The 25,589-nt window shown below is 73.0% G+C and carries 19 protein-coding genes; 11 read left to right on the forward strand and 8 right to left on the reverse strand.

Annotated features, from left to right (window positions below; translation table 11 throughout):
* The first annotated feature begins 25 nt into the window (after positions 1-25).
* Positions 26-457: a hypothetical protein gene (locus tag ACPXCB_RS14940; protein ID WP_425875796.1), complete on the forward strand. Its 432-nt coding sequence runs from the start codon at positions 26-28 to the stop codon at positions 455-457.
* 212 nt (positions 458-669) lie between these two features.
* Here ACPXCB_RS14940 and ACPXCB_RS14945 read toward each other — a convergent pair whose 3' ends face one another.
* The gene (locus ACPXCB_RS14945) at positions 670-1,695 is read right to left on the reverse strand and encodes an alpha/beta fold hydrolase (protein WP_425875798.1); all 1,026 of its coding nucleotides are present in this window, start codon (positions 1,693-1,695) and stop codon (positions 670-672) included.
* Between the two features lie 352 nt (positions 1,696-2,047).
* Here ACPXCB_RS14945 and ACPXCB_RS14950 point away from each other — a divergent pair, with 352 nt between their 5' ends.
* Positions 2,048-3,553, forward strand: a complete 1,506-nt coding sequence (locus tag ACPXCB_RS14950; protein ID WP_425875800.1) for an aminopeptidase P family protein — start codon at positions 2,048-2,050, stop codon at positions 3,551-3,553.
* Positions 3,554-3,712: 159 nt separating this feature from the next.
* Here ACPXCB_RS14950 and ACPXCB_RS14955 read toward each other — a convergent pair whose 3' ends face one another.
* Positions 3,713-5,095 carry a hypothetical protein gene (locus tag ACPXCB_RS14955; RefSeq protein ID WP_425875802.1) on the reverse strand — a complete coding sequence of 461 codons (1,383 nt, stop codon included), beginning with the start codon at positions 5,093-5,095 and terminating at the stop codon, positions 3,713-3,715.
* Between the two features lie 982 nt (positions 5,096-6,077).
* On the opposite strand from ACPXCB_RS14955, the gene ACPXCB_RS14960 reads away from it, so the two are divergent.
* The 6 genes from ACPXCB_RS14960 (at position 6,078) to ACPXCB_RS14985 (ending at position 12,000) form a co-directional block, all read left to right on the forward strand.
* Positions 6,078-7,007, forward strand: a complete 930-nt coding sequence (locus ACPXCB_RS14960) for an acetaldehyde dehydrogenase (acetylating) (RefSeq protein WP_425875804.1) — start codon at positions 6,078-6,080, stop codon at positions 7,005-7,007.
* Positions 7,004-8,014, forward strand: a complete 1,011-nt coding sequence (gene dmpG / locus ACPXCB_RS14965) for a 4-hydroxy-2-oxovalerate aldolase (protein WP_425875806.1) — start codon at positions 7,004-7,006, stop codon at positions 8,012-8,014. Before ACPXCB_RS14960 ends, dmpG begins: the two co-directional genes overlap by 4 nt.
* 101 nt (positions 8,015-8,115) lie before the next feature.
* Positions 8,116-8,922, forward strand: a complete 807-nt coding sequence (locus ACPXCB_RS14970) for a cupin-like domain-containing protein (protein ID WP_151454074.1) — start codon at positions 8,116-8,118, stop codon at positions 8,920-8,922.
* A complete protein-coding gene (locus ACPXCB_RS14975) occupies positions 8,922-10,175 on the forward strand; it encodes an aminotransferase class I/II-fold pyridoxal phosphate-dependent enzyme (RefSeq protein ID WP_425875808.1) in 1,254 nt (417 codons plus the stop codon). The genes ACPXCB_RS14970 and ACPXCB_RS14975 overlap by 1 nt, the downstream gene beginning before the upstream one ends.
* Positions 10,172-11,041: an HpcH/HpaI aldolase/citrate lyase family protein gene (locus ACPXCB_RS14980; RefSeq protein ID WP_425875810.1), complete on the forward strand. Its 870-nt coding sequence runs from the start codon at positions 10,172-10,174 to the stop codon at positions 11,039-11,041. The genes ACPXCB_RS14975 and ACPXCB_RS14980 overlap by 4 nt, the downstream gene beginning before the upstream one ends.
* A complete protein-coding gene (locus ACPXCB_RS14985) occupies positions 11,038-12,000 on the forward strand; it encodes an ornithine cyclodeaminase family protein (RefSeq protein WP_425875812.1) in 963 nt (320 codons plus the stop codon). Before ACPXCB_RS14980 ends, ACPXCB_RS14985 begins: the two co-directional genes overlap by 4 nt.
* Before the next feature lies 1 nt (position 12,001).
* Here ACPXCB_RS14985 and ACPXCB_RS14990 read toward each other — a convergent pair whose 3' ends face one another.
* Complete coding sequence (locus ACPXCB_RS14990; RefSeq protein ID WP_425875814.1) at positions 12,002-12,496, reverse strand: MaoC family dehydratase; 495 nt, start codon at positions 12,494-12,496, stop codon at positions 12,002-12,004.
* A 150-nt stretch (positions 12,497-12,646) separates the two neighbouring features.
* Here ACPXCB_RS14990 and ACPXCB_RS14995 point away from each other — a divergent pair, with 150 nt between their 5' ends.
* Both ACPXCB_RS14995 and ACPXCB_RS15000 read left to right on the forward strand, forming a co-directional pair.
* Complete coding sequence (locus ACPXCB_RS14995) at positions 12,647-14,011, forward strand: hypothetical protein (protein ID WP_425875816.1); 1,365 nt, start codon at positions 12,647-12,649, stop codon at positions 14,009-14,011.
* Positions 14,012-14,193: 182 nt separating this feature from the next.
* The gene (locus tag ACPXCB_RS15000) at positions 14,194-15,774 is read left to right on the forward strand and encodes an amino acid adenylation domain-containing protein (protein ID WP_425875818.1); all 1,581 of its coding nucleotides are present in this window, start codon (positions 14,194-14,196) and stop codon (positions 15,772-15,774) included.
* A gap of 67 nt (positions 15,775-15,841) precedes the next feature.
* Here ACPXCB_RS15000 and ACPXCB_RS15005 read toward each other — a convergent pair whose 3' ends face one another.
* The 5 genes from ACPXCB_RS15005 to ACPXCB_RS15025 form a co-directional block, all read right to left on the reverse strand.
* A complete protein-coding gene (locus ACPXCB_RS15005) occupies positions 15,842-17,086 on the reverse strand; it encodes an acyl-CoA dehydrogenase family protein (RefSeq protein ID WP_425875820.1) in 1,245 nt (414 codons plus the stop codon).
* Positions 17,087-17,989, reverse strand: coding sequence for a phytanoyl-CoA dioxygenase family protein (locus ACPXCB_RS15010; RefSeq protein ID WP_425875822.1), 903 nt, complete (start codon positions 17,987-17,989; stop codon positions 17,087-17,089).
* 14 nt (positions 17,990-18,003) lie between these two features.
* Entirely contained in the window at positions 18,004-19,515 is a 1,512-nt protein-coding gene (locus tag ACPXCB_RS15015; RefSeq protein ID WP_425875824.1) for an aldehyde dehydrogenase family protein, read from the reverse strand.
* Positions 19,502-20,683: an aminotransferase class I/II-fold pyridoxal phosphate-dependent enzyme gene (locus ACPXCB_RS15020; protein ID WP_425875825.1), complete on the reverse strand. Its 1,182-nt coding sequence runs from the start codon at positions 20,681-20,683 to the stop codon at positions 19,502-19,504. Before ACPXCB_RS15020 ends, ACPXCB_RS15015 begins: the two co-directional genes overlap by 14 nt.
* Before the next feature lie 71 nt (positions 20,684-20,754).
* On the reverse strand, positions 20,755-21,987 hold the full coding sequence (locus tag ACPXCB_RS15025; RefSeq protein WP_425875827.1) for an MFS transporter: 1,233 nt from the start codon (positions 21,985-21,987) through the stop codon (positions 20,755-20,757).
* A 283-nt stretch (positions 21,988-22,270) separates the two neighbouring features.
* Here ACPXCB_RS15025 and ACPXCB_RS15030 point away from each other — a divergent pair, with 283 nt between their 5' ends.
* The gene (locus tag ACPXCB_RS15030; protein WP_425875829.1) at positions 22,271-25,558 is read left to right on the forward strand and encodes a non-ribosomal peptide synthetase; all 3,288 of its coding nucleotides are present in this window, start codon (positions 22,271-22,273) and stop codon (positions 25,556-25,558) included.
* Positions 25,559-25,589 lie beyond the last annotated feature (31 nt).

The following is a 25,589-nucleotide window of genomic DNA, read 5'->3' on the forward strand; positions in this document are numbered from 1 at the left end:
CGGTCCGCAGGCCGCCTTTCCGGCCGTGACGGCGTCGACGGGCGCGGCTTCGGGCGCCGCCACCACCGGCTGCGGTTCCCGGGTCGAGACGGGGTCGCTGCCCGACTGGGCGGACGCCGGGTTCAGCGGGAGCACCCGGATGCCGCACGTCCTCGGCGCGCGCGGCGAGATCGTCGCGGTGCTGTTCGGACACCCGCTGAGCCGGTCCAGGAAGCACGGGACGAACAACAAGATCCTCTGGGTCGCCCGTCCCGCCGCGACGCCCCCCGCCGCGACCACCCCGGACGCTCTGCGGATCACCGCGACCCTGGACGGCACCGGAACCCGGGTGACCCGGGAGGTCGCCGGCGGCCCGGGGCCGTCGATCGTCGACCTGCCGCGGGCCGGTTGCTGGAACCTCGAACTGCGCTGGTCCGGGCGCACCGACGTGCTGGACCTCGTCTACGAGGACAGCTAGGCCCACGGGCCGCCGGCCGTGCCGGGGGCGTCGGCCGCCGCCGCTCCCACTCGTCCGCGATCACCATTTCCACGGGCCGGGCCGGCGCCGTACGCCGACGCCACGGCGAGGGCAGCCGGGCCGACCGGAAGGGGCGGTGGCGTCGCCACCGCCGGCCCGGGTCGACGCAGGTCGCCCTCGCCGTGGCGCGGTACGTGCGGGAGAGGCTCCGGTCAGGGGGCGCAGCCGGTGAGTTCGGGGCTGGACGGGGTGCCGGTGGAGGGTCCGAAGAAGAGCAACGCGCAGGCGCTGAAGAACGTCGGGTTCTCCTCGGCGATCCAGTGGCCGGTGTCGGGGGCCACGACGGTACGGACGTCATCGGCCACCTGCTGGTAGGAGGCGGCGACGGCGGGTCCGAACACGGACTGGGCGCCCATGGCCATCACGGGAATGGTCAGGCGCTTCGTCTGCGCGTGGGCCTGGTTGTCGGCGGCGTCGGCCTTGAACGCCCGGTAGTACTCGTATCCCGCCGTGCGCTTCGCCGGGTCGGAATACGCGCGGTAGTAGACGTTGCGGTCGATCGCCTCCGGATGTTGCGCGCGGTCGAAGAGCATTCCCAGATAGGTGGGGACGTCCTCGTTGTCCATGATGCGTTCCGGGATGGGCGCGGGTGAGGCGTTGAAGAGGAAGTGCCAGCTGATCCCGTAGAAGTTCTCCAGTCCGAACCCCGACAGTGGGCTTTCGACGACGCCGATCCGGGTGACCTCGGTGGGGAAGTCGCGGGCGTAGTTGTAGGCGACCATGGCGCCGAGGTCGTGACCGATCAGGGCCACCTGGGTGAAGCCGAGCTGGTTGACCGCCTGCCGGATCCGGCGCGCCGTGGTGGCCTTGTCGTAGCCGCCGGCCGGGGCCGTGGAGGCGCCCAGGCCGGGCAGGTCGAACGTGATCACGGTGTGTTGCTGGGCGAGGCTGGGCAGCACCTTGTGCCACACCCACGACGTCTGCGGCCAGCCGTGCAGCAGCACCAGCGGCGAGCCGCTCCCGCTGGTGGTGTAACGCAGGGACGCGCCGTCGACCGTGACGGTGCCCTGCCGTACGGCGTGGCCGCCGACGGGCGCCGCGGCCGGCTCCGGCGGCGGCGCGGGGGCCACGGCCGCGGCACCCGCGCCCGCCCCGCCCACGAGTGCCACCCCGAGCGCGGCCGCGACGGCGATCCGCCTGCCCCGACCACCCGAATCACGGCCGAAAGCCGTCTTCACCGCAGAACTCAACGCACAAAATTGCATGGACACTTCGCTTTCCGTGAGTTGGCGACCGCATCGGACGGTCGGATCAAACAAAGCGGAAACGGTGGCGTTCACAAGCGCGCCACGGATGCCGATCGAGCGGCTTTTGAAATGTTACAACGGATGTCAAGACGTCGATCGATTTCGGCGTTCCGGTAAAACTCCCCGGCCCGTGTCGTGGGCCCAAACGTCGATACCCGCTTACGCGCCGGACGCCCGGCGGCGACGACCGCGACCACGCCTGCCGTCGGGGCGCTCCAGGGGCCACAGTCGAGGGTCGCGGCAGCTTTGCCGTGGCTCCGCAGCGCATGGCAGGATATCGGCCATGACAAGCGACGAGCAGGTGAAAGCCAGCCACCGTAACACCCCGACGAGCGACGCATTCCGCGCTTTTATCGCCTCCGGCTGGGCCAGTACGGATGCGGCACCTGTCCCGCGCGCGGAGGTCGCCGAGCACGCGGCCCGCCGCCGGGCGGCCTTGTCACGCCGGTTCCCGGGCGAGCGCCTCATCATCCCCGCCGGCGGCCTCAAGGTGCGCAGCAACGACACCGACTACACCTTCCGCCCGCACACGGCCTTCGCCTGGCTGACCGGTCTCGGGTTCGACACCGAGCCCGACAGCGTCCTGGTGCTGGACCCCAGGCCCGACGGCCACGAGGCGATCCTGTTCTTCCGGCCGCTCGCGCCGCGCGACAGCGAGGAGTTCTTCGCGGACTCCCGGTTCGGCGAGTTCTGGGTCGGACCCCGCCCGACGATGCGCGAGATCGAGCAGCGGCTGGGCATCGGCACCCGGCACATCGACTCGCTCCCGGACGTCCTGGCCAAGGACGCCGGCGCGACCGTGGTGCGCGTGGTGCGGGGGGCCGACGGCGAGCTCGCCCGGCTCGTCGACGAGACCCGGGCCCAGGCGGAGACGCCCACGTCGGTGACGCAGCAGCACGAGGCGGACGAGGAGCTGGCCCGCCACCTGTCGGGAATGCGACTGTGTAAGGACGAGTGGGAGGTCGGCGAGATGCGCAAGGCGATCGCCGCCACCCACCGGGGCTTCGAGGCCATCATCGCCGGGCTGCCCGAGGCCGTCGGCAAGGAGCGCGGCGAGCGGTGGGTCGAGGGTCTCTTCGGTCTGTACGCCCGCCACGACGGCAACGGCATCGGCTACGAGACCATCTGCGCGTCCGGCGACCACGCCAACACCATCCACTGGACGAAGAACACCGGTCCGGTCCGCGAGGGCGACCTCATCCTGGTGGACGCCGGTGTCGAGGTCGACTCCCTCTACACGGCCGACATCACGCGCACCCTCCCGGTGACCGGTCGCTTCACCGACGTGCAGCGCAAGATCTACGAGGCGGTCCTGGAGGCGCAGGAGGCCGGCCTGGCGGCGGTGAAGCCGGGCAACAAGTTCAGCGACATCCACGCCGCCGCGAACCTGGTCATCGCCCGGCGGCTGCACGAGTGGGGACTGCTGCCCGAGGGAGTGACCCTCGAGCAGACGCTGGACCGGGAGAGTGGCGGCTGGCACCGGCGGTGGATGGTCCACGGCACCTCCCACCACCTCGGCATGGACGTGCACGACTGCCAGATGCTGCTGCGTCAGGAGTACATGGACGGCGAGCTGAAGCCCGGGATGATCCTGACCGTCGAGCCCGGCCTGTACTTCAAGGCCGACGACCTGCTGGCGCCGGCGGAGTTCCGCGGCATCGGCGTCCGGATCGAGGACAACGTGCTGGTCACCGAGGACGGCCACGAGAACCTGTCGTCGGCCATGCCGCGTACCGCCGACGGCGTCGAGGCCTGGATCGACCGGGTGCGCTCCGGCGCGGGTGCCTGAGCGCCCCGCGACCGACCGGCCGGCACGTGCGGGCGCTCAGCGCCCGGTCGTGCCGGCCCCACCGGCCGTCGCACACCGCTGAGCCCGCCGGCACCGTGATCCGGTGCCCGGCGGGCGGCGGTACGGGCGTGACGGCCCCACCCGGCCGGCGACGGGCGCTCAGCCGCCGTGGAAGGTGCAGCCGATCTTCGCGCCGCCGGCCATGCTGACCACCCCGACCCCCGGGTCGGTGCTGCCACGGACGAGGCAACCGGCGTAGCCGTCCTCGTCGACGACGTCGCGGTCGGCCAGGTAGACCCCCCAGTTGAGGTAGAGGTCCCGCACGCCGCCCGCGCCGTCGGCGAACGGCTCGGCGGCCGGCCGGACCCGGCGTTGCAGCACGTACGGGCCGTCCAGCGCGGAGTCGAGCCGGGCCTGCCACTCGTCGCCGTCCACCGTCCACCCGGCGAGTACGCCGTTGCCCCCGTGCAGCAGCGTCGGCTTCAGGATCAGCTCGTCCTGCCGGGCGCGGGCGTAGGCGAGCAGGTCGACCTCGGCCCCCTCGGGATCGGTGCCGCGCGGGCGTACGTGCCGGGTCCACGGCAGTAGCCGGTCGACGCAGGCCAGCTCGTCGGCGTCGAACAGGCCCCGGTGCCGGTCGTCGGAGAGCATGGCCAGGGTGCCCTTGTTGCCGTAGAGCTCGGCGTCCAGGCGGCTGAACAGGCCGACCTTCTCCTGTTCCGCGGCGACCAGCAGCGGCTCCACCTGGGCCGCCGCCACCGGGTCGGCCAGGTCCTCGGGCAGGAAGTAGCGCACGACGACGTCGACGGCACGGCCCGCCACGGTCGGCCGGCCCTGCGGGTACGTGAACTGGCCGAGGTGGCAGCCGATCCCCTCGATCCCGTAGCCGCCGAGCAGTTCGGCGAACACCTCGAGCCGGCCGCCCACGATGGGGTAGTTCTCCGTCGTGTCCACCACGGCGACGACGGGCGGCCGGTCCGTGGGGATCGTCGCGGCGCACTCGGCGTACATCATCCGCACGATGCAGCCCAGCGTGTCCGGGTACCGGAGCCCGTGCCGGTCCACGAACTCCCGCAGCGGCGGGTACGCGAGCATCGCCCGGTTGATGTCGGCGGACTCGAAGCCGCCGAGGGCGCTGGTGAGGTTGAACTCGAGCAGCCGGAACCCCGCGCCGTCGTGGTAGAGGTCGGCGCGGCCCAGCGGGACGAGCGACCCGGCGCGGGCGCCGCGCGTGATCAGCGCCGTCTGCCGGGGATCCATGCCGACGGCCTCGGCCAGTGCGGTGAGGTCCCCGCCGAACACCCGCTCCGGCAGGGCGCGCAGCAGGTCGTAGACCGTGCGCAGGTCCCGGGCGACGGCCCGGCACTCGCTCTCCGCCAGGAAGGCGGGGGCGCTCATCAACCGGTCCCGGTACGGCTCGAGGATGACCGAGTCCAGGGCGGCGGCCGTCGGGTCGTCCGACGACGCGCTCCGGGCGACGTGCTCGGCGTACGCGCGGCCCAGTGGCGACCTGCTCACTGCGGGCGGCCGGGTGGTCGTCATGGTGTGTCCTCTCGGGGCGGGGGCGCGTCCGGTTCGGGGCGGGCGGGGCCGGCAGGGGGTGCGGCGGCGGTCGTCATCCGGCGCCGGTCGAGCTTCGTCGGCGGGCGGGCGGACGTTCCATTCCCTCCCCCTTTCGATCTGCCTATACACCGCCGTCGACAATTCGGCCGGACCGTCCGAAAGAGCCGGCACTGTGGAGCTGACGAGGATAGTCGCAAATGGTCGTGGCGGCGTCGAGGGCGAAGTGCCGTCGGCGCCGCGCGACGGATCGGTGATCCGCCGGAGAACCGCGCGGGCAGCTCGGGCGTACGGCCTGCCCGGAGGCGCTCCGAAGCGCCGCGAGCGGCCGGGTCGCGGCGACCGCACGTCGCCCGTTCGCGGGCTCTGTGACGGTTCACACTCCAGCCTGGACTGTCGCGAGAGTGACGTAACAGCCGGGTCCACTCGGCGTGGCCATCTGATAGCTTCGATGCCGACGGAACGCTGCGGCTGACGGAGCGCAACGGCCGCATTGATTGTCGTGCAGGTAAACGGGGGCTTCTTCGGTTAATACGTCGAGACTTCTGAGATCAAGGTATATGTCCGATTGTTGTTCGACTCGACAATTCCGGCCGAACGGATTCCGCCGAACAACTCCCGGTCACGACGTGTCCCGACATCCGCCCGGCGCACCCGTCTCCCGACGACCCACCGACCGCGACGCCCCGAGGGCGGTCGCGTCGCCGTGGGCGTCGCGCGGGCCGTCCGGGCACCCGCTCCCCGGAGCGGCACGGCGGGCGGCGACGCCCGGCACGCCGACCCCGCGCGACCGACCCCTGTCGTGCCGCACGAGGTTCCGCCCGGGGCGCCGCGCACTTCGAATGGTGAGGACGACGTACTTGAGAACCTACGACCCGGAATCCGTGAGCCGCGCGACCCGTACCCGCCGATCCCTCGCCCGGCGGTCGCGGACCGGCCGGCTCCGGCGCCCTGGAGGCACGCCTTGAGTCTCACCGCGGACGTGACCGACGCCGAGGTCCGTGTCGTCGAACCCGCCACCGTCGCCGTCATCGGCACCGGGGCGATCGGCCAGGACCTGATCAGCAAGATCCACCGATCCGCCCTGCTGGACTGCCGCCTGGTGGCCGGGCGCAATCCGGACTCGGCGGGCCTGCGGCACGCCGAGCGGTTCGGCTACCCCGTCAGCGCCGCCGGGATCGACGCGGTGCTGGCGGCGCCGGGCGCGTTCGACGTCGTGTTCGACGCGACCAACGCGGCGTCGCACCTGCGCCACTGGTCGCTGCTGGAGCCGCTCGGCACGCTGGTGGTCGACATGACGCCCAGCCGGGCGGGCCGGATGGTGGTGCCGACCGTGACCGGGGTGGCGGCGACGACCGGGCGCAACATCAACCTGATCAGCTGCGGCGGCCAGGCGTCCATCCCGGTCGCGCACGCGCTCGCCGCCCGCTTCCCGGTGAGCTACCTCGAGGTCGTCTCGACGGTGGCCAGCGACGTCGCGGGCCGCGGCACCCGGCTGAACCTCGACGAGTACGTGGCGACCACCCGGCACGCCGTCACGACGTTCTCCGGCGTGCGCGACGTCAAGGCCATCCTCAACATCAGCCCGGCGGTGCCGCCGGCGACGTTCCGGACGGCCGTGCACGCGCGGATTCCCGGCGCCGACGTGGCCGCGGTGCGCGCGGCAGTCGACCCGGTGGCCGAGCAGGTGCGGTCGTTCGCCCCCGGCTACGCGGTGACCGCCTGCACCGTGGTCGACGACCGGGTGACGGTCGCCCTCCAGGTCACCGCCCACAGCGACGTGCTGCCCCGGTACGCCGGCAACCTCGACATCATCAACTCGGCCGCCATCCTGGTCGCCGAGCAGCACGCGGCCCGGCTGGGCCGGACCGCCCGGACGGAGGCGGTCCGATGAGGAACGTCGTGATCCACGACCCGACGCTGCGCGACGGCCAGCACGCGGTCCGCCACCAGCTCGGGGCCGTCGCCCTGCGCCGGTACGCGGAGGCGGCGGACGCGGCGGGGATCCCGGTGGTCGAGGTCGGCCACGGCAACGGCCTCGGTGCGTCGTCCCTACAGGTCGGTCAGGCCGCGGTCAGCGACGACGAGATGCTGTCGACGGTCCGGGAGGCGCTGCGGCACAGCCGGATGGGCGTGTTCATGCTGCCGGGCTGGGGCACCTCCGACGACCTGCGGCGCGCGATCGGCCACGGCGCCGACGTCGTCCGCATCGGCGTGCACGCCACCGAGACGTCGCTGGCCGAGCGCCACCTCGACGTCCTGCGCGAGGCCGGCACCGAGGCGCACTGCGTGCTGATGATGAGCCACATGGCGTCCCCCGCCGAGCTGGCCGAGCACGCCGCGCAGGCCGTCGCCTACGGCGCGCAGGCGGTCGGGATCATGGACTCGGCGGGCCACTTCCTGCCCGCCGACGTCACCGCGCGGATCGGTGCGATAACCGCGGCGGTCGACACACCGGTGATCTTCCACGGCCACGACAACCTCGGCATGGCCGTCGCCAACTCGGTGGCCGCGGCGCAGGCCGGCGCCCTGATCATCGACGGCTGCGCGCGGGGCTTCGGCGCCGGGGCGGGCAACACGCAGCTCGAGGTGCTCGTCCCCGTGCTGGAGCGCAGCGGCTTCGCGACCGGCATCGACCTGTACGCGCTCCTCGACGCCGCCGACCTCGCGGAACGCGAACTCATGCCCGCACCTCCCGTCACCGCCTCGATGTCCATCGTGAGCGGCCTGGCCGGGGTGTTCTCCGGGTTCAAGCACCGGGTGGTCGAGCTGTCCGGCCGCGCCGGCGTCGACGCGCGCGACGTGTTCTTCGAACTCGGCAGGCGGCAGGCCATCGCCGGCCAGGAGGACCTGATCGTGGACGTGGTGGCGGACTTGAGCGCCCGCAGGGCCAACGCGTGACCGGCCGCGCACCGCGGCCCTCAGCAGTGAGGAAAGGCGACATGGGAGTTCCGGACGCAGTGTCCAACGCGCACGGGTCGGCAGGTGTCCCCGTGGCCCGCATGACCTTCGACGAGTTCATGGCCGTCGGCCCCGGCGGCCTGTTCAAGGCCGACGTGCCCGTGGTGATCGCGCTGCCGCCCGACGTGCAGGGGCTCGGCCGCGACGGCGTGGCGAGCCGGCTGGCCGACATGACCGTCACCCTGTTCACCGAGCCGGGCGACAAGAACCACCCGGGGCGCTGGGAGACCCGCGACATCAAGCTGCGCGACTTCTTCGCCGACGAGCGCCACCTGACGACCCCGGGCACGTGGCACCGGGTGGTGTCGAACATCCGCAACAGCCCGGCCGACGTGAACGCCGTCATCGGCTTCGACGCGGACAGGTTCTTCGGCTACGGCGACACGCTGTACGCGGCGAACCTGTGGATCAGCCACCGCGGCGTGTTCACCAAGAACCACTTCGACGAGTTCGAGAACTTCAACATCGCGCTGGAGGGCCGCAAGCGGTTCATCATCGCCCCGCCCGGTTCCCGCGAGTACTACCCGCGCTCCGTGCTGCGCGGGTTCGGAGACAAGTCCCAGGTCTTCGACCTGGACAACGTCGACCTGGCGCGCTTCCCGAGGGTGGCGCCCAAGCTGGCCCAGCGCCGTGACTTCGTCCTCGAACCGGGCCACATGCTCTACCTGCCGCTCGGCTGGTGGCACCAGGCCGAGTCGCTGGACGAGATGAACATCAACGTCAATTTCTGGCTGAAGTCGAAGAAGATCCTCCGCAGGCCGCACGCGCTCGGCGTCGCGCTGTACACGTACGCCTACCGGAGGGTCAAGGGTGTCTACAGCTACAAGCCCACCGAGGTGAACTCCTGATGAGCGAACGCAAGTCCATCACCCCCACCCACCACTACCGCAACAACGACAAGCTCATCGGTGTGGGCAACACCTTCTGGAACATGTCCGAGGAGCACGGGGTCGCCGGTATCGTCGGCGACCTCTCCGACGGCGTGTTCCGGATGGCCGACGGCCACGAGTTCGTCAACTTCACCGTCTGCTCCTACCTGGACCTGGACACCCATCCCAAGGTGATCGACGGGGCCGTCGCCGCGCTGCGCCGCTTCGGCGTGCTGGACCACTGCATCCCGCGCACCCGCGTCCAGACGTCGGTGCTGCTGGAGCTGGAGGAGTCGCTGGGCGAGCTGTTCGACGCCATGGTGATCAGCGCGATCTCCACGGCGGCGGCCAGCACCGGCCTGCTGCCGCTGATCGCGTCGGGGCACCTCGGCAACGGCACCCGACCGTTGATGGTCTTCGACAAGAACGCGCACGTGTCGATGGCCAACGCCAAGCCGAACTGCGCCGACGAGACCGAGGTCGTCACCTGCCGCCACCACGACCTCGACTACCTCGAGGACATGTGCCGCACCTACGAACGCGTCTGCTACGTCGTGGACGGCTCGGACAGCCTCGGCGGCTACGCGCCCGTCGAGGAACTGGCCGTGCTGCAGGACAAGTACAACCTGCTGGTCTTCTACGACGACTCGCACTCGCTGTCGGCGTACGGCGAGCGCGGCATCGGCTACGTCCGCTCGCACTGCCCGGTGCGCGACGACCGCACCATCACCGTCGCGACCCTGAGCAAGGGCTTCGGGGCGGGCGGCACGGCGATCCTGCTCGACGGCTTCCCCAAGGAGACGCGGCGGATCGTCGAACGCTTCGCGGGGCCCCTGGGCTACTCGCAGAAGATGAACGCCGCCGCCGTGGGCGCCGCGCTCGCCTCGGCGGAGATCCACCGCACCGAGGAGCTCACCCAGTTGCAGGGGCGGCTGCGGGCCAACATCGCGCTGTTCGACTCGCTGCTGGCCACCGAGCAGTCCGGCAGCACGTACCCGATCCGGGTGGTGCCGATGACCGACGAGACCGTCGTCGAGGCGGCCCAGCGGGTCTTCGCGGCCGGGTTCTACACCTCGCCGGTGTTCTTCCCGATCGTCGCCCGCGGCACCGCCGGCCTGCGGGTCATGCTGCGCGCGGGCCAGACCGAGGAACAGATCACCAGGCTGTGCTCCGTGCTCGTCGAGGCGGGCGCCCGCCCGGCCGCCGAACGACCCGAGCCGGTGACCCGATGACCGGCGCCGCGCGGGCGATCCCGCGCAGCATCCTCTACACCCCGGCGCTGTCGCTGGACCGGGTCGTGAAGGCCTGGTCCTACGACGCGGACGTGCACCTCATCGACCTGGAGGACTCCGTACCGGCGGCCGAGAAGCCGGCCGCGCGCACCGTGTGCCGGGCCGCCCTGGAGAAGGCGCCCCGGCCGGAGAACGTCGCGGTGCGCATCAACCAGCTGGGCAGCGTCGCGGCGGTGCAGGACCTGGTGGCCCTCACGGAGTGCTCGGTGCGACCCGGCATCGTCATGATGACGATGGTGACGTCGGCGGCCGAGGTGGCCCTGCTGCGGCAGATCCTGGCCAGCACGGACGCGCACCCGGAGATCTACGTGACGGTGGAGACCGTGGAGGCGGTCACGGAGATCGACGCGATCGCCGGGGCGAGTGACGGGCTGGTCCTCGGCTCGGCCGACCTGGCCGCCACGCTCGGGGTCGAGATCACCTGGGAGGCCATGCTCGCCGCCCGGCAGGCGATGGCGCTGGCCTGCGCCCGGCACGGCACCGCCTGCATCGACACCGCCAACTTCCGGCTCGCCGAGCCGGCCGTGCTGGCGCAGGAGACCGCCCGGGTGCGGGCGCTCGGCTTCCACGGCAAGGCGACGGTGCACCCGGGCGAGCTCGACGAGATCAACCGGGTGCTGCGCCCCCAGGCCGACGACCTGCGCCTGGCGCGCAGGGTGGCCGACGCCGTACGGGCGGCCAACGGCGGGATCGCCGTGCTGGACGGCAACATGGTCGGCCCGCCGTTTGCCCGGATGGCCCGCGCCACCGTGTCGCGCGAGGACGCCTGGGCCGCCCGGTTCGGCACCGACGGAGCTGCCGGATGACCGGGCCGGTGACGGTCGACGCCGCACAGATGGCGGGCACGCCCCAGCTGGTGCGGGTGATCGACGCGCTGGGCGAGATGTTCGCGGACCTGGTCGCCGGTCGGACCGACTCCCCGGCGCGCACCGTCATCGAACACGGCCCCCAGCGGGTCCTGCTGGTCAGCCCCGCGGTCTGGGAGCGGCGCGGGGTGGGCAGCGTCAAGATCACCACGCTCACCCCCGACAACCCCGGGCGCGGCCTGCCGCTGATCCACGGGGTCGTCGCGCTGACGGACCTGACCACCGGGCAGATCACGGCCCTGCTCGACGGCGCGGAGCTCACCGCCGTCCGCACCGGTGCGGTCGCCGCCCTGGCGACCCGCTGGTGCGCCGCCGAGGACGCCGAGGACCTCGCGGTCATCGGGGCGGGGGTGCAGGCGCGGTCGCTGGTGCGCGCGGTGGCGGCTGTACGCCGGATCCGCAGCGTACGGGTGTTCTCGCGGACCCGGGACCGGGCGGAGCAGTTCGCCGACTGGGTGCGCGACGCCGTGCCCCACCCGGTGCACGCGAGCGTCTGCGACAGCGCCAAGACTGCCGTCGCCGACGCGGCGATCATCTGTACGGCGACCTCCACCAGCGACAACACGCCGTTGGTGGAGGCGGACTGGGTGGCGCCCGGGGCGCACGTCAACGTCATCGGCGGCACCCACCCGGACGCGATCGAACTCGACCCCGCCCTGCTGGCCGACGCCGTGGCGGTCGTCGAGGACCGGACCGCGGCGCTGGACGGCGCCGGTGAGGTGCGCGCCGCCCTGGCCGCCGGCCTGCTCGGCGTGGACGACCTGCACGAGCTGGGCACGCTGGTCACCGGCGGGGTGCGCGTCGGCGGGGGGACGTCCGTCCTGCGTACGGTCGGAATGGCCATCGAGGACACCGCCGCCGCGGTGGCGCTGCACGAGGGGGCGGCGTCCGTGGCGTAGGTCAGGCGGAGCTGTCCCGGCAGCGGACCATGAAGGAACGCTCGAAGACGATGACCGTCTCGCCGGTGGACTTCGCGCCCGTCGTCTCCACCGTGACGATGCCCTGGCCGGGCCGGGACCGGCTCAGGCGCTTGTCGAGGATGCGGCTGGTGGCGTACAACGTGTCCCCGACGAACACCGGCTCCCGCAGGCGGACCTTGTCCCAGCCGAGGTTGGCCACCGCCCGCGCCGACAGGGCCTGCACGGTCATGCCGCCGATCAGGCACAGGGTGATCCCGCTGTTGACGAGCACCCGCCCGTACTCGCTGCCCGCGCCGTAGTGCTCGTCGAAGTGCAGCGGGTGCTGGTTCATGGTGAGCAGGGTCAGCCAGGTGTTGTCGGTCTCGGAGATGGTGCGGCCCGGCCAGTGCCGGATCACCATGCCGGGCTCGAAGTCCTCGTAGTCCCCGCCGTGCTCTTCGCGGTACTCGTTGCCCTGGACATGACGCAAGGTCATCGGCGGTTCTCCCGTGTCGGAGGTGGACGAACCGACGCGGTCCCCGTCGGACGTGAATGTTAGTCTATGTCGATCATCGTTTCGGAGATACCGGTCCCGCGGCGAGCACGCACCGGCGCCGGCCCGACGTGCTACTCCGGGGAGCGTCAGATGACCGTGCGCGAGCATGTCGGCAGTGCGGGGCCGGCCGGGCATCCGTGGTTCGGCACCCACCGCGTGGCGCCGGCCGCGCCGGCGGAGACGATCCGCGGGATGCTCCGCCACGAGCTGCGGGACACGGGCTGGCCCTACCAGCGGCTGCTGCCGGCGGCACCGATCGCCATCCCGCGCGCGTCCTACGCCGAGATCTTCCGGGCGGCCGCCGCGCTGGTCGACCTGCTCCGCCGCACCGCCCTCGAGACGGCCCCCACCACGCAGGGCCGGCTGGCGGCCTACCGCATGCCGCAGAGCGAGGACCAGCTGTTCGTGCGGGACCCGTTCGTCGAGGAGCGCTATCCGGACTGCGTCGTGCGGCCGGACGTCGTCATCGGGCCGGACGGGCCCCAGTTCCTGGAGTTCAACGTCAGCGGCGCGCTCGGCGGCGTGGTGGAGACGCGCTGCCGCCTCGAGGTGTGGCGCAGGCTGCACGCCGACGCGGCGGGCAGGACCCCGTTCAGCTCCCCGGACCCGTTCGCCGTGCGCGCCGAGATGTACCGCGCGCTCTGCGCCGAGCTGGGGCTGGCGCCCAGGGTGGCCATCGTCGGCAGCGCCCGGGTCTACGGCGTGCAGAGCCGCTACTTCCAGCTGGAGGCCGACTACCTCAACAACCACGGCCTCACCGCCCGCTTCTTCGAGCCCGAGGAGCTGCCGGAGGCGTGGGACTGCCCGCCCCACCTGCGCTACCCGATCGGGCTGCGCAACTTCACCATCCCGGACTGGCTCGACGCCGGCCTCGACACCAGCTACGTGCAGGACGCGCTGGACAACGGCTGCCTGCTCGTGGGCACCCAGACGTCGACCTTCATGCACAGCAAGCTGACCATGGGCCTGCTCTCGGAGGGCCGGCCGTGGATGAGCGCGGCCGACCGGAGCCTCGTCGACAGGTACGTGCCGTGGACGCGGATCCTCGCGGACCGCCGCACCAGCCGCGCGGGTCGCGAGGTCGAGCTGCTCCCGTTCGTCCTGGCGAACCGGGACCTGCTGGTGCTCAAGGCGGGCCTGGGGGAGAGCGGCAAGCAGGTGGTCATCGGCGGCGAGCTCGACCAGGCGACGTGGGAGTCCGCCGTCGCCGAGGCCGCCGCCGACGGCACCAGCGTGGTGCAGGACTTCGTGGCGCCACGCACGTGCCGGGTCTCGCTCGTCGCCGACGGCGCCGACGAACCCCACGACGTCGAGGTCGCCCCGGTGATCGGGCCGCTGCTGTTCGGCGGACGCGCGGCGGGCCTGTTCTGCCGCTACTACGGCGACGGCTCCGCCGGGATCGTCAGCGCCCGGGGGCGCGACAGCGGCTCCGACAACTGCATGGTGGCCGTCTGACCACACCGGACGCGTCGTCGTCCGCCGAGCGGCCCCGACGATAGGGGTTCGCGGCACGAATGAGGTGTTGTCGCGGTGCGGCCCCCGTGTCACGATCGCTGCCACCGCAAGCGCGTGCCGCGCGACCCCACGGTCGACCGGCGACCTGTCGGCCCGCCGCCGTCGAACCGAAGGGACCTGCCATGCCTGCCGATCCCGAGGTGACCGGACCGCCGACCGGGTGGCACCCCGACCGGGCGGTGCCCGCGCTGATCTGGGCGGCCGCCCAACGGCACGGCCACCGTACGGCCGTCGTCGGCGCGGACGCGACACTGAGCTACGCCGAGCTGCGCCACGCCGTCGCGGGTCTCGCCGACGTGTTGCGGCGCCACGGTGCGACAGCCGCCCCGGTGGCCGTCCTGGCCCACCGCGGCGCCGCCCAGCTGGTGGCGTGCCTGGCCGCGCTGCACGCCGGGGTCGGCTACGCCTGCGTGGACGCCAACCAGCCCCGGGCCCGCGTCGAGAGCCAGCTGCGCGGCTGCGGGGCCGCCGTCGTGGTGACGGATCGCGACGACCCGCCGGTGGCCGGGCAGGTGGTGCTCGCCGTCGACCTGGCCGGCTGGATCGGCGCGGGGGCGGCGGCGGAGCGCGCCGGGGCGCTGGGCGGTCCGCTGCCGGTCGCGGGGGACCAGCTCGCCTACACCGTGTTCACGTCCGGCTCCACCGGCGTACCCAAGGTCGTCGAGATCCCCCACGCGGCCCTGGCCAACTACGCGGCCTTCGTCGCCCGGCTGGTCGACCCGGAACGGGCCGACGGCGAACGGCTGCGCTTCGCGTCGGTGACCAGCCTCGCGACGGACCTCGGGCACACCGCGGTCTTCCCGGCGCTCACCGGGGGAGACACGGTCCACCTGGTGCCCACCGAGACCGCGACGGATCCCGACGACTTCGCCGACTACCAGGACGAGCACCGCGTCGACGTCCTGAAGATCACCCCGTCGCACCTGGCGGCGCTGCTCGACGAGGCGGCGGAGCGGGCCCTGCCCCGCCGCCTGCTCATCGTCGGTGGCGAGGTGTGCCGGTGGGAGCTGGTGGACCAGGTTCGAGAGCTGTCGGACGTGCGGATGGTCAACCACTACGGCCCGACCGAGACCACCGTCGGCGCGCTCACCTTCGAGGTGCCGACCGACCCGGCGGCGCGCCCGGGCACCGCCACCGTGCCGATCGGCCGCCCGATCGACAACGCGCGGGTCGCCGTCGTCGACGCTGACCTGCGCCCGGTCGCAGCGGGCGTCGAGGGGGAGCTGCTGATCTTCGGCGCGGGGCTCGCCCGCGGCTACCGCGACGACCCCGGAACGACCGGCGAGATGTTCCCGACCGACCATCCCGAAGGCCGGTGCTACCGCACGGGTGACCTGGTGACCCGCCACCCCGACGGACTGGTGGAGTTCCACGGCCGCCGCGACGGCCAGGTCAAGATCCGGGGCCACCGCGTCGAGTTGGGCGAGGTGGAACAGGCGGTACGCCGGTGCGCCGGGGTGCGCCGGGCGGCGGTGGTGCCGGTCGCCGGGACCGGCTCCGTCCCGCGCCTGGTCGCGTACGTCGTGCCGAGTGAGCCGCCCGGGCCGACCGCCCGCGAGCTGCGCGACCAGCTCCGCGAGACGCTGCCCGACTACCTGCTGCCCGGCGCCGTGGTGTGCCTCGACGAGCTGCCCCGCACGCCGAGCGGGAAGCTGGACGTGCGCGCGTTGCCGGCACCCGGCAGGCCCGCCGCGCGACGGTAGCTCCCTGCCCGGCCGCCCCGGGCGCAACGCCACCGCGCCCGCGCCGGCGGCCGGGCGTCCGCCGGCCTCAGTCGGCGTGCGGGTCGAGTCCGAGCGCGACCCGCCCGATGTACGGGTAGCCGTCCAGCGATCCGAACGGCTGCATGAAGCCGCCCGCGCGGGCGTCGCGGTACAACCGGGACAGGGGGTGCCGGCTGCTGAAGGACGCCCCGCCGCAGATCGTCATGGCCCGGTCGACCGTGCTCACCGCCGTACGGTTCGCCAGGAGCTTCGCGGTCTGCCACCCCCGTACGACGTCGCGGACGGCGGCCTCGGACCGCTGCGCCGGGTCGTCGGCGGCGAACAGGGCGTCCACCAGGCGCCCGGAGCGCTCCAGTACCCCCCGGGTGGCCGCCAGGTCGAGTTCCATGGTGGCGATCTCGCGCTGCACGGACGGGTGGTGCGCCGGCGCCGCCCGTCCGGGCTGCCGGGGCACCCTGGTGGCGTGTTCCACGGCGATCTGGAAGGCCGCCTCGGCGATTCCCAGTGAGGCGCCCAGCAGGGGGAAGTTGATCGCGCAGGAGCGCGCCAGGTCCGCCGGCGTCGGCGGGCCGACCGGCTCCCCGACCGTGACCCGGCCGGCGGGCACGACGCAGTCCTCCAGCAGGAGGCCGTGGCTGCCGGAGCCCCGCATGCCCAACGCGTCCCAGTCGCCGAGCACGGTCAGCCCGGGCGTGCCCGCCAGGACGACGGCCTCGGCCTGCCGCCACCCGCCGTCGGGATCGGCGACCCGGACCGCGACGTTGAACGAGTCCGCGACCGCCGAGTTGGTGACGAACGTCTTGCGCCCGGTGACGACGTACTCGTCGCCCTTGCGGACGGCCTCGGTGAGCGCGCCGTTCCACGTCGCGCCCGGTTCGGTGGAGGCCCCGGCCATGATCAGGTCGGAGCCGCCCAACGCCTCCAGGATCGCGTCCAGCTGCGCCGCCCGGACCCGGTCGCCGTCCGCCTCGGCCCGCTCCCACCGGCGGACCTGCCCCCACACCGAGGCCATGTGCATGTTCGCGCAGATGGCCGTCGACCCGCAGCCCCGGGCCAGCCGGGAGACGGCCACCAGCACGTCGTGCAGGGAGCGGACCCCCAGCCCGCCGTGCCGGGTTGGGGCGCACCCGGCGAGCACCCCGCTGTCGCGCAGGTCGGCGAAGTTGTCGGCGACGAACGTGTTGTCCCGGTCGTGCCGGCCGGCCCGTTCGGCAAGGGTGTCGACGTGGCCTTCGGCGAGGGAGACCAGTTCCCGGCCGGCGGCGGTCGTGGCGGTGAGCTCTCCGAACACCTACAGCATCCTCAGGATGGTGAGGAACTCCTCCGCCCGCTCGGCATGGGGCTGCTGCGGGCCGTCGAAGCGGGCGCCGGTCTCCGTCGGCACCGGCGTCGGCAGCACCCTCGGGAACAGCGGACCTCCGATGGGATCGCCGGGCCGCAGGCCGTGTTCCCACAGCAGCGGCAGGACGGCGTGCTGCGGCTGGAAGGTGACGCCGTCGCCCACCCACCGGGAGACGAACGCCCGACGCTGCCGCTCGGGGCCGGTGCCGGTGGCGCCGTGCAACGCGGCCGGGTGGAACAGCACGATGTCGCCGGGCGTGAGGTCCCAACTCAGGATCTCGTGGTCGGACACGTCCGGCACCGCCTCGAGTTCCTCGCGCCGGCCGAGGTGGGTGGCCCCCGGGGTGATCGGCACGTAGCGCCGGCCCCAGCGGTGCGAACCGCGCACCACCTGCAACGCGGCGGTGTCGGGGGTGCACGGGTCGAGGGGGATCCACATCGCGCACACCTGGTCGCCCGCGATCGGCCAGGAGCTGACGTCCTCGTGGAACGGCGTCGGGGCACCCGATCCGGCCGGCTTGGCGAAGATCTGGTCGTAGAAGGCGGTGATCGCGGTGGAGCCGAACAGTTGCTGGGCGATGCGCGCCGCGGGGGAGAAGAACATGAAGTCGCGGAAGCCGTCGTGGGTCTTCCACATGAAGGCGTCCCCGGCGAAACCGCCGCCACCCAGCAACGCCGTCGCCTGCGCCAGCACGGTCGGGTTGGCGAGCAGGTACTCGACGCCCTCGGCGATCCGGCCGAGCCACTTGTCGTCGATCATGCCGGAGAGCCGGACCACGCCGTCGGTGTGGAACGCGTCGATCTCGGCCTGGGTCAGGTCGCGCGGTGGCGCCTCGGGAGGGCTGATGTCCATGTGCGGGGTCTCCGTCAGGGAAGGCGTCGCCAGTGGGCGCCGAAGAGGGTCTCCTCGTCCGGCAGGCTGAACGGCAGGGGATGTGAGACGTAGGTGTAGTTGAGGAAGTCGCGCCAGGTCACGTTCTCCGACCGGGAGCAACCGCCCCAGCTGCCACTGGCGATGACCTGGGTGAACGGCATCCCGTTGTCGAAGCTGCCGCTGTTGCCCACGGCGGTCGACTGGTTGACCATCACCCGTCCGGCGCGGGCCCGCTCGGCCAGCCTGACCACCCGGTCGGGCCGGTCGGTGTGGATGCCACAGCTGTGGCCCTGCCCGATCCGGCCCAGCAGCGTCTCCACCGCGGCCAGCGCGTCGTCGAAGGCGCTGAACGTCGACACGGTGAAGACCGGCGCCAGCTTCTCGCCGAGCATCGGGTCGTCGAGCGCCGGGACACCGCCGGGCGCCAGGGGCGGCAGCTGGGCCACCAGGGCGGTGGTCTTGGTCGGCTCGGCCAGGTCGATCCCGGCGGCGGCGGCGAGCGCCGCGGCGGGTCGACCGACGGCGTCGCGGTTGAGCACCCGCCCGTCCGGCCAGAGCAGCGTACGCAGCCGTGCCGTCTCGGCCGGGTCGCACAGGTGGGCGCCCTGCCGGGCCAACTGGTCGCGGAAGGCGGCCTCGATCCGGGCGTCCACCAGCACGTTGCTCTCCGACGAGCAGGAGGTGCCGTTGTTGAAGCTGCCGCCCAGCACGATCAGCTCCGCCGCGGCGGCCACGTCGGCCGAGTCGTCCACGATCACCGCCGGGTTGCCGACGCCCGCGCTGATCGCCGGGGTGCCGCTGCGGTACGCCCGGCGTACCGTGCCGGGCCCGCCGGCGGCGATCACCAGGTCGGCGGCGGCCATCAGGGCCTCGGTGGTCTGTCGGTCGGTGACCGGCAGGCACTGGACGAGGTCCGGCGGGGCGCCGACCGACTCCAGGGCCCGACGCAGCAGCTCGACGGTGCGGGCCGCGGAGTGCCGGGCCCGGGGGTTGGGGGTGATGACCACCGCGTTGCGGGTCTTGAGCATCGGCAGGGCGTTGCCGACCACCCCGGAGCAGGGCGCGGTGGCGGGGCTGGCCACCGCGATCACCCCGATGGGCTTGGCCAGCTTGCGCAGGCCACGCTCCGGCAGCTCCTCGATGATCCCGCTGGTGACGACGCCGTGCAGGTCACGCAGCGTGCCGAGGACCCGGCGCCGGTAGAGCGTGAACAGGTGCTCCTGGTCGCCGAGGCCGGTCTCCCGGTAGGCGAGGTCGGCCAGCGACCGGGCGGTGTCCTCCTGGTAGGCCGCCCAGCCGAGGGCCGCGATGAGGTCGTCGACGCGGTCCTGCGGCCAGAACTCGACCTCCGCCTGCGCCCGGCGGGCACGGGCCATGGTGGCCTCGACGTCGGGCCGGGCCTCCTCGGTGGACACCGTCGCGTCCCGGCGGCCCGGGGCCGGCGCGTCCGGCGCCGCGGTGAGCGTCACGGCCGCGTCGGCCTCGCGGAGGTCACCGCTGGACACTGGCGTGCTCCCGGGTCGAGGGCCGCGCCGACCGCAGCCGGCCGATGGTCTCCTCCAGCATGTCGTCGGTGACGGTGAGGGAGAGCCGCAGGTAGCCCGGCGCGCCCATCACCGAGGCCGGCAGCACCAGCAGGCCGTGCTCCTCGAGCAGGGCCGCGTGTGCCCAGTCGTCCGCGTCCGGCACGCGGGCCAGCAGGTAGAACGTTCCCTCGCTCGGCTGGACCTCGTACCCGGCCTCGCGCAGGGCGTCGACCAGCAGGTCGCGGCGCTGCTCGATCGGCTTGACCTGCAGCGCGTGCTGTTCCAGCTCGGGCAGGGCGAACAGCAGCGAGTTGTTGGGGAACGCCCAGCCGGTGGTGAGCCGGGCCACGGTCAGGGCCCGGCGGAGCACCGCCGGGTCGGGCATGGTCGGCGGGATCGCCACGTAGCCGACGCGCTCCCCGGGCAGCAGCAGCGTCTTGGTGTAGGTGTGCACCAGGAACGTGAACGGGTAGTGCGTCGCCGGGCTGGGACACGTCCGGCCGTCGAACACGATGCGGCGGTACGCCTCGTCGGACAGCAGGTAGATCGGCCGGCCGTTGCGGGCCGACGCCTCCCGCAGCACCTCGGCGAGGGCGGCGAACTCCTCGTCGGTGTAGACGGCGCCGGTCGGGTTGTTCGGGCTGTTGACGATGACGGCACTGGTCCGGGGCGTGATCGCCGCCGCGACGAGTTCCGCGTCGAGTCGCCAGGAACCGGGGGTCAACGCCACCGGCCGGGGGATCGCGCCGACCGAGGCGATGATCGGCTCGTAGTAGAACCAGGCGGGGTCGAGGTAGATCACCTCGTCGCCCGGGTCGCAGACGCTGCGCAGGCAGATGGTGAGTCCCGCGAACGCCCCGTTGGTCAGGGCGACGTCGTCGGCGGTGAACGGCAGGGCGAGTTCCCGGCTGAGGATGGCCGCCACCGACTCCTGGGCCGGCGGGTGGTCCCGGGTGTAGGCGAACCAGTCGGTGTGCTGCGGGCTCAGGTGCCGCTGCAGGACCTCGACCAGGGCCGGCGCGGGAAACTCGTGCGGATCGCCGAAGGCGAGGTCGATCACGCCCGGGCCGCCGCGCAGCCGCGAGTAGGAGGACTGCTCGAGGTAGGCCCCCAAGCGCCGTCCGTACGCGTCGGTCGCGTCGGTCATCTGCCGACTTATCCGGTGCTCCATCCTGCTCCGATCTCCACCCTGATCCGTGGCCGGCGAGGTAGCCGGATTCACACCGTGGCGGGTTGTGCGGCGGGGACTCTTGCGGGCAGCTGACGCACCGACCGCGCGGAGAAGGTCGCGACGGTCACGAGACCGAGCACCCCGCCCGCGATGAGCAGCGTCTGGGCGACGCCGATCCGCTCGGCGACCGGGCCGACGACGGCCAGGCAGAGCGGGCCGAGCACGAACGAGCCCATGGCGTCGTACGAGCTGATCCGCGACAGCGCCTCGTTGGGCACGTGGTTTTGCAGGGCGGTGTCCCACAGGACCTCGAAGATGTCGATGCAGACGCCGTTGACGAGCATCGAGGCCGCGATCAGCCAGACCGGCGCGCCGGCCGCGATCAGCGCGAACGGCGGGAGGAAACCGAAGGTGGCCAGCACCGCCACCCGCATCGGCCGGCGGGGGCGGATCCGCATCGCCACGAGGCTGCCGCCGACCAGGCCCACGGCCTGCGCGGTGACGATCACCGACCAGGCGGTGACGCCGCCCAGCTGCTCCTTGGCGGTCAGCGGGCCGAGCACGTAGATCGCCGAGAAGCATCCGTTGACGAACGCGAACTGCACGACCACCAGCCAGACCCAGGACCGGGAGCTGAACTCCCGCCAGCCCTCCCGCAGGTCGGCGAGCATGGTGCCGGTGGCGGCCCGGCCGGGGTGCGACACCCGGACCCCGGCCAGCAGCAGCGCCGAGCCGAGGAAGGTGGCCGCGGGTACCGCCAGCGCCCAGCCGGCGCCGAACGCGGCCACGAGCACTCCGGCCAGGGCTGCGCCGCCGATGGTGGTGCTGTTGCGCGACAGCCGCAGCAGCGCGTTGGCCGACTGGAGCTGCTCCTGGGCCACCACCTGCGGCACGACGCCGCGGGAGGCCGGCAGGAAGAGCGCGGCGGCGGCGCCGTTGACGGCGGACAGGGCGATCACGACCGGCAGCGAGGGCTGGCCGCTGACGAACACCACGGTCAGGACCGCCTGCGCGGCGAAGGCCAGCAGGTCGGAGCCCACCATCAGGCGGAAGCGGTTCATCCGGTCGGCGAGGACGCCGCCGAACAGCAGCAGCGCGACCTGCGCCAGCGACCGGGCGGCGAGCACGAGGCCGAGGTCGGTGGCGGAGCCGCCCGGCGCGTCGAGGACGGCGAAGGCGAGCGCCACCGGGATCACGGCGCTGCCCAGCAGTGACAGCGTGCGGGCCAGGAACAGCATCCGGTACGACCGGTCGGCCAGGATCCGGAGGTCGTCGCGCACCTGGCATCACCTCCGGTCGGCCGGTCGAACGGGTTGCGTGCTGGCGCGCCGGCGGCGTCACAAGCGTGCCCATCATGTGGCAGGGAAACCGGTTGCCCAACCCCTAGGACTCGGAACAGATGTCATGAATTGTGAGGTCAAACCCCTATTACCGCTCATCATGCTGACTAAGCGCTCAGTCAGCCTGGTAGAGATCGAGGATCGGCACCCGCATCGGTGCGACGCTCGCATCCGGTGGAGGCCCCGGACCGCGGCCGGATCACCGACGGACAACGGAGGACCAGTGGGACGGCAGGAGCATCCGGTCGCGAGTGACGTCACGCAACGTGTGGCGCGGCTGTCCAGTTCGGCGCGGGCGCTGCTCGACGAGCGGCTGCGCGCCAGCCGCTCCGATCCGGCACCCGCCAGCGCCGCCATCCCCCGCCTGGACGCCGCCGAGGCACCCCTGTCCTTCGCCCAGGAGCGGCTCTGGTTCATCGAACGGCTGGAGGACGACGCCGTCCACCACAACGACGCCACCCTGCTGATCCTGACCGGCTCGCTGGACCAGGTCGCGCTGCGCCGGAGCATCGAGGAGGTCGTCCGCCGGCACGAGATCCTGCGTACCGCCTTCTGTCAGCTCGGCGAGCGGGTCGTGCAGGCCGTCACGCCGCCCGCCCCGCTGAGCATCGACGTGGTCGACCTGCCCGGCGCCACCGCGCGCCCCGACGACGCCGTGCTGCGGGCCGCCGTCGAGCGGGAGATGCGGGTCCCGCTCGACCTGGCCGCCGGCCAGAGCATGCGGGCGGTGCTCTACCGGATCGCCCCGGACGTGCACGTGCTCGGGGTCACCGTGCACCACCTCGTCTGCGACCTGTGGTCGTTCACCATCTTCTGCCGCGAGCTGGCCGCCGCGTACGCCGCCTTCGCCGCCGGCGCGACGCCGGACCTGCCCGAGCTGCCGATCCAGTACGCCGACTACGCCGCCTGGCAGCGCACCGCGGTCGGCGAGGAGCGGATGGCGGCGCACCTGCGCGAGCGGGTCGACGAACTGGCCGGCGTGCCACCCCTGCTCACCCTGCCCACCCGGGGCCCACGCCCGGCGGTGCAGCAGTTCGTCGGCGCCTCCGAGTGGTTCCGGCTCGGCGCCGCCGACGCGGACCGGATCCGCGCTCTCGGGCAGCGTCAGGGGGCCACCACCTACATGACCCTGCTCGCCGCCTTCACCGTGCTGCTCGCCCGGCACAGCGGGCAGCGGGACATGGTCGTCGCCAGCCCCATCGCGACGCGGGAACAGCACGAGCTGGAGCACCTCATCGGCTGCTTCCTGAACATGATCGTGGTACGCGCCGACCTGTCCGGCGAACCGACCTTCGCCGAGCTGGTGGGCCGGGTCAAGGCGGCCTCGCTGGACGCGTTCCGGCACCGCGACGTGCCGTTCGAGCGGCTCGTCGCCGCGTTGCAGCCGGAGCGCAGCCGCAGCCACCAGCCGCTCGCGCAGGTCGCCTTCGTGCTCCAGAACGTGCCCACCGGCCGGCTGGACCTGCCCGAGCTGCGGGTCGACGTGCACCAGATGGAGACCGGCCGGTCCCGGATGGACCTGACGGTGAAGATCACCGAGACGGCCGACGGACTCGTCGGCGAGTTCGAGTACGACACCAGCCTCTTCACCGGCGAGTCCGTACGCGACTTGGCCCGGCAGTTCGAGCTGCTGCTCGTCGAGGCGGCGCGGGAGCCCGACACGAGCGTGTGGCGGCTGCCGCTGCTCGACGCCGCGCAGCGCCACCGGATCCTGCACGAGTGGAACGACACCGCCGCCGACCTCGGCCCCGAGGCGCTCGTCCACCGCCTCGTCGAGGCGCAGGCGCGGCGTACGCCGGACGCGGTGGCGGTCGTCGAGGGCAACGTCCGCACGACGTACCGCGAACTCGACGAGCGGGCCAACCGCCTGGCGCACCACCTGCGTGACCTCGGCGTCGGCGTGGAGGACCCGGTGGCGGTGTGCCTGCCCCGCTGCGCCGCCGAGGTGGTGGCGATCCTGGCGGTGCTGAAGGCCGGCGGCTACCACCTGCCGGTCAACCCGCGCGACCCGCAGGCCCGCCGGGACGCGCTGCTCGGGCAGGTGCGCCCGGCGGTCGCGATCTCCGCCGGGGACCTGTGCGACGAGGTGTGGAGCCCCGGCCGGCGGATCATCGACCTGGACGGGGAGTCGTCGCTGACCGCCACGTGTCCCGCCACCGACCCCGCCGTGCCGCTGCACCCGGACAACCTGGCCTACACGCTGTTCACCTCCGGCTCCACCGGGCAGCCCAAGGGCGTGCAGGTCACCCACCGCGGGTTCACCAACCGGATGCTGTGGGCACAGCGCAACTTCCCGCTCGACCCGCACGACCGGGTGCTGCGCAAGGCGGCCTGCACCTTCGACGTCTCCCTGGACGAGCTGTTCCGGGCCCTGTTCAACGGTGCGGCCAGCGTGCTGATGCCCGAGACGGCGACCTTCGACCCGCGCCGGCTGGCGGCGGTGATCGCCCAGCACGGGGTGACCGACGCCGACTTCGCGCCGACCGCCCTGCGCGAGGTGCTGCTCACCGCCGACGCCGCGGACCTCAAGTCGCTGCGGCGGATCGTCTCGGGCGTGGAGGAACTCACCCCCGAGACGCAACGGCTGGTCTTCGACCGGCTCGACGTCACCATGTTCAACCTGTACGGCCCGACCGAGGTGTCGGTCTCCTGCACCGCCTGGCCGTGCGACCCCGCCGACGAGCGGCCCTTCGTCCCGATCGGCCGGCCGATGGCCAACGTCCGGGTGTACGTGCTGGACGACGCGATGCAGCCCGTGCCGCCGGGCGTGGCGGGGGAGGTGTACGTCGGCGGCGCCGGGCTGGCCCGGGGCTACCTCGACAACTCCGCCCTGACCGCGGAGCGGTTCCTGCCCGACCCGTTCGCCGACACGCCCGGCGCCCGCGTCTACCGCACCGGCGACCTGGCCCGGTTCGGCCCGGACGGCGTCCTGGAGTTCCTCGGCCGGGGCGACGGACAGCTGAACCTGCGCGGCTACCGCATCGAGCCGGGCGAGGTGGAGTCCGCGCTGCGCCGCCACCCGGCGGTGCGCGAGGCCGCCGTCGTCGTACGCCGGGACCCGCCCGGCGGCGACGCCCGGCTGGTCGGCTACGTCGTCGGCGACGACCTGCCGGGCACCGCGGACCTGCGCGCCCACCTGCGCCGGCGGCTGCCGGACTACCTGGTGCCGGCCGCCTTCGTCAGCCTGCCCCGGCTGCCGCTGACCAACCACGGGAAGCTCGACGTGGCGGCGCTGCCGCCACCCGGGCAGGACGAGCCCGGCAAGGCCGGGGCCGACGGGCCGCGTGACGAGCGCGAGCGGGTGCTCCTGGACATCTGGTGCGACGTGCTCGGACGCGAGGGCATCGGCATCCACGACGACTTCTTCGACCTCGGCGGCGACTCCCTCACGGCCACCCGGATCGTGGCCCTGGCCGGCGCAAAGCTGGGGGCGGACGTCGAGGTGGCGGTCATCTTCGACGCGCCGACGGTCGCGGAGCTGGCCGCCCGGCTCGCGCCCGGGCAGCCGTGACCCCCGGTCCGACCCCTGTGCAGCGAGTGGA

This window comes from Micromonospora sp. DT62, assembly GCF_049847285.1.
Lineage (GTDB): Bacteria > Actinomycetota > Actinomycetes > Mycobacteriales > Micromonosporaceae > Micromonospora > Micromonospora reichwaldensis.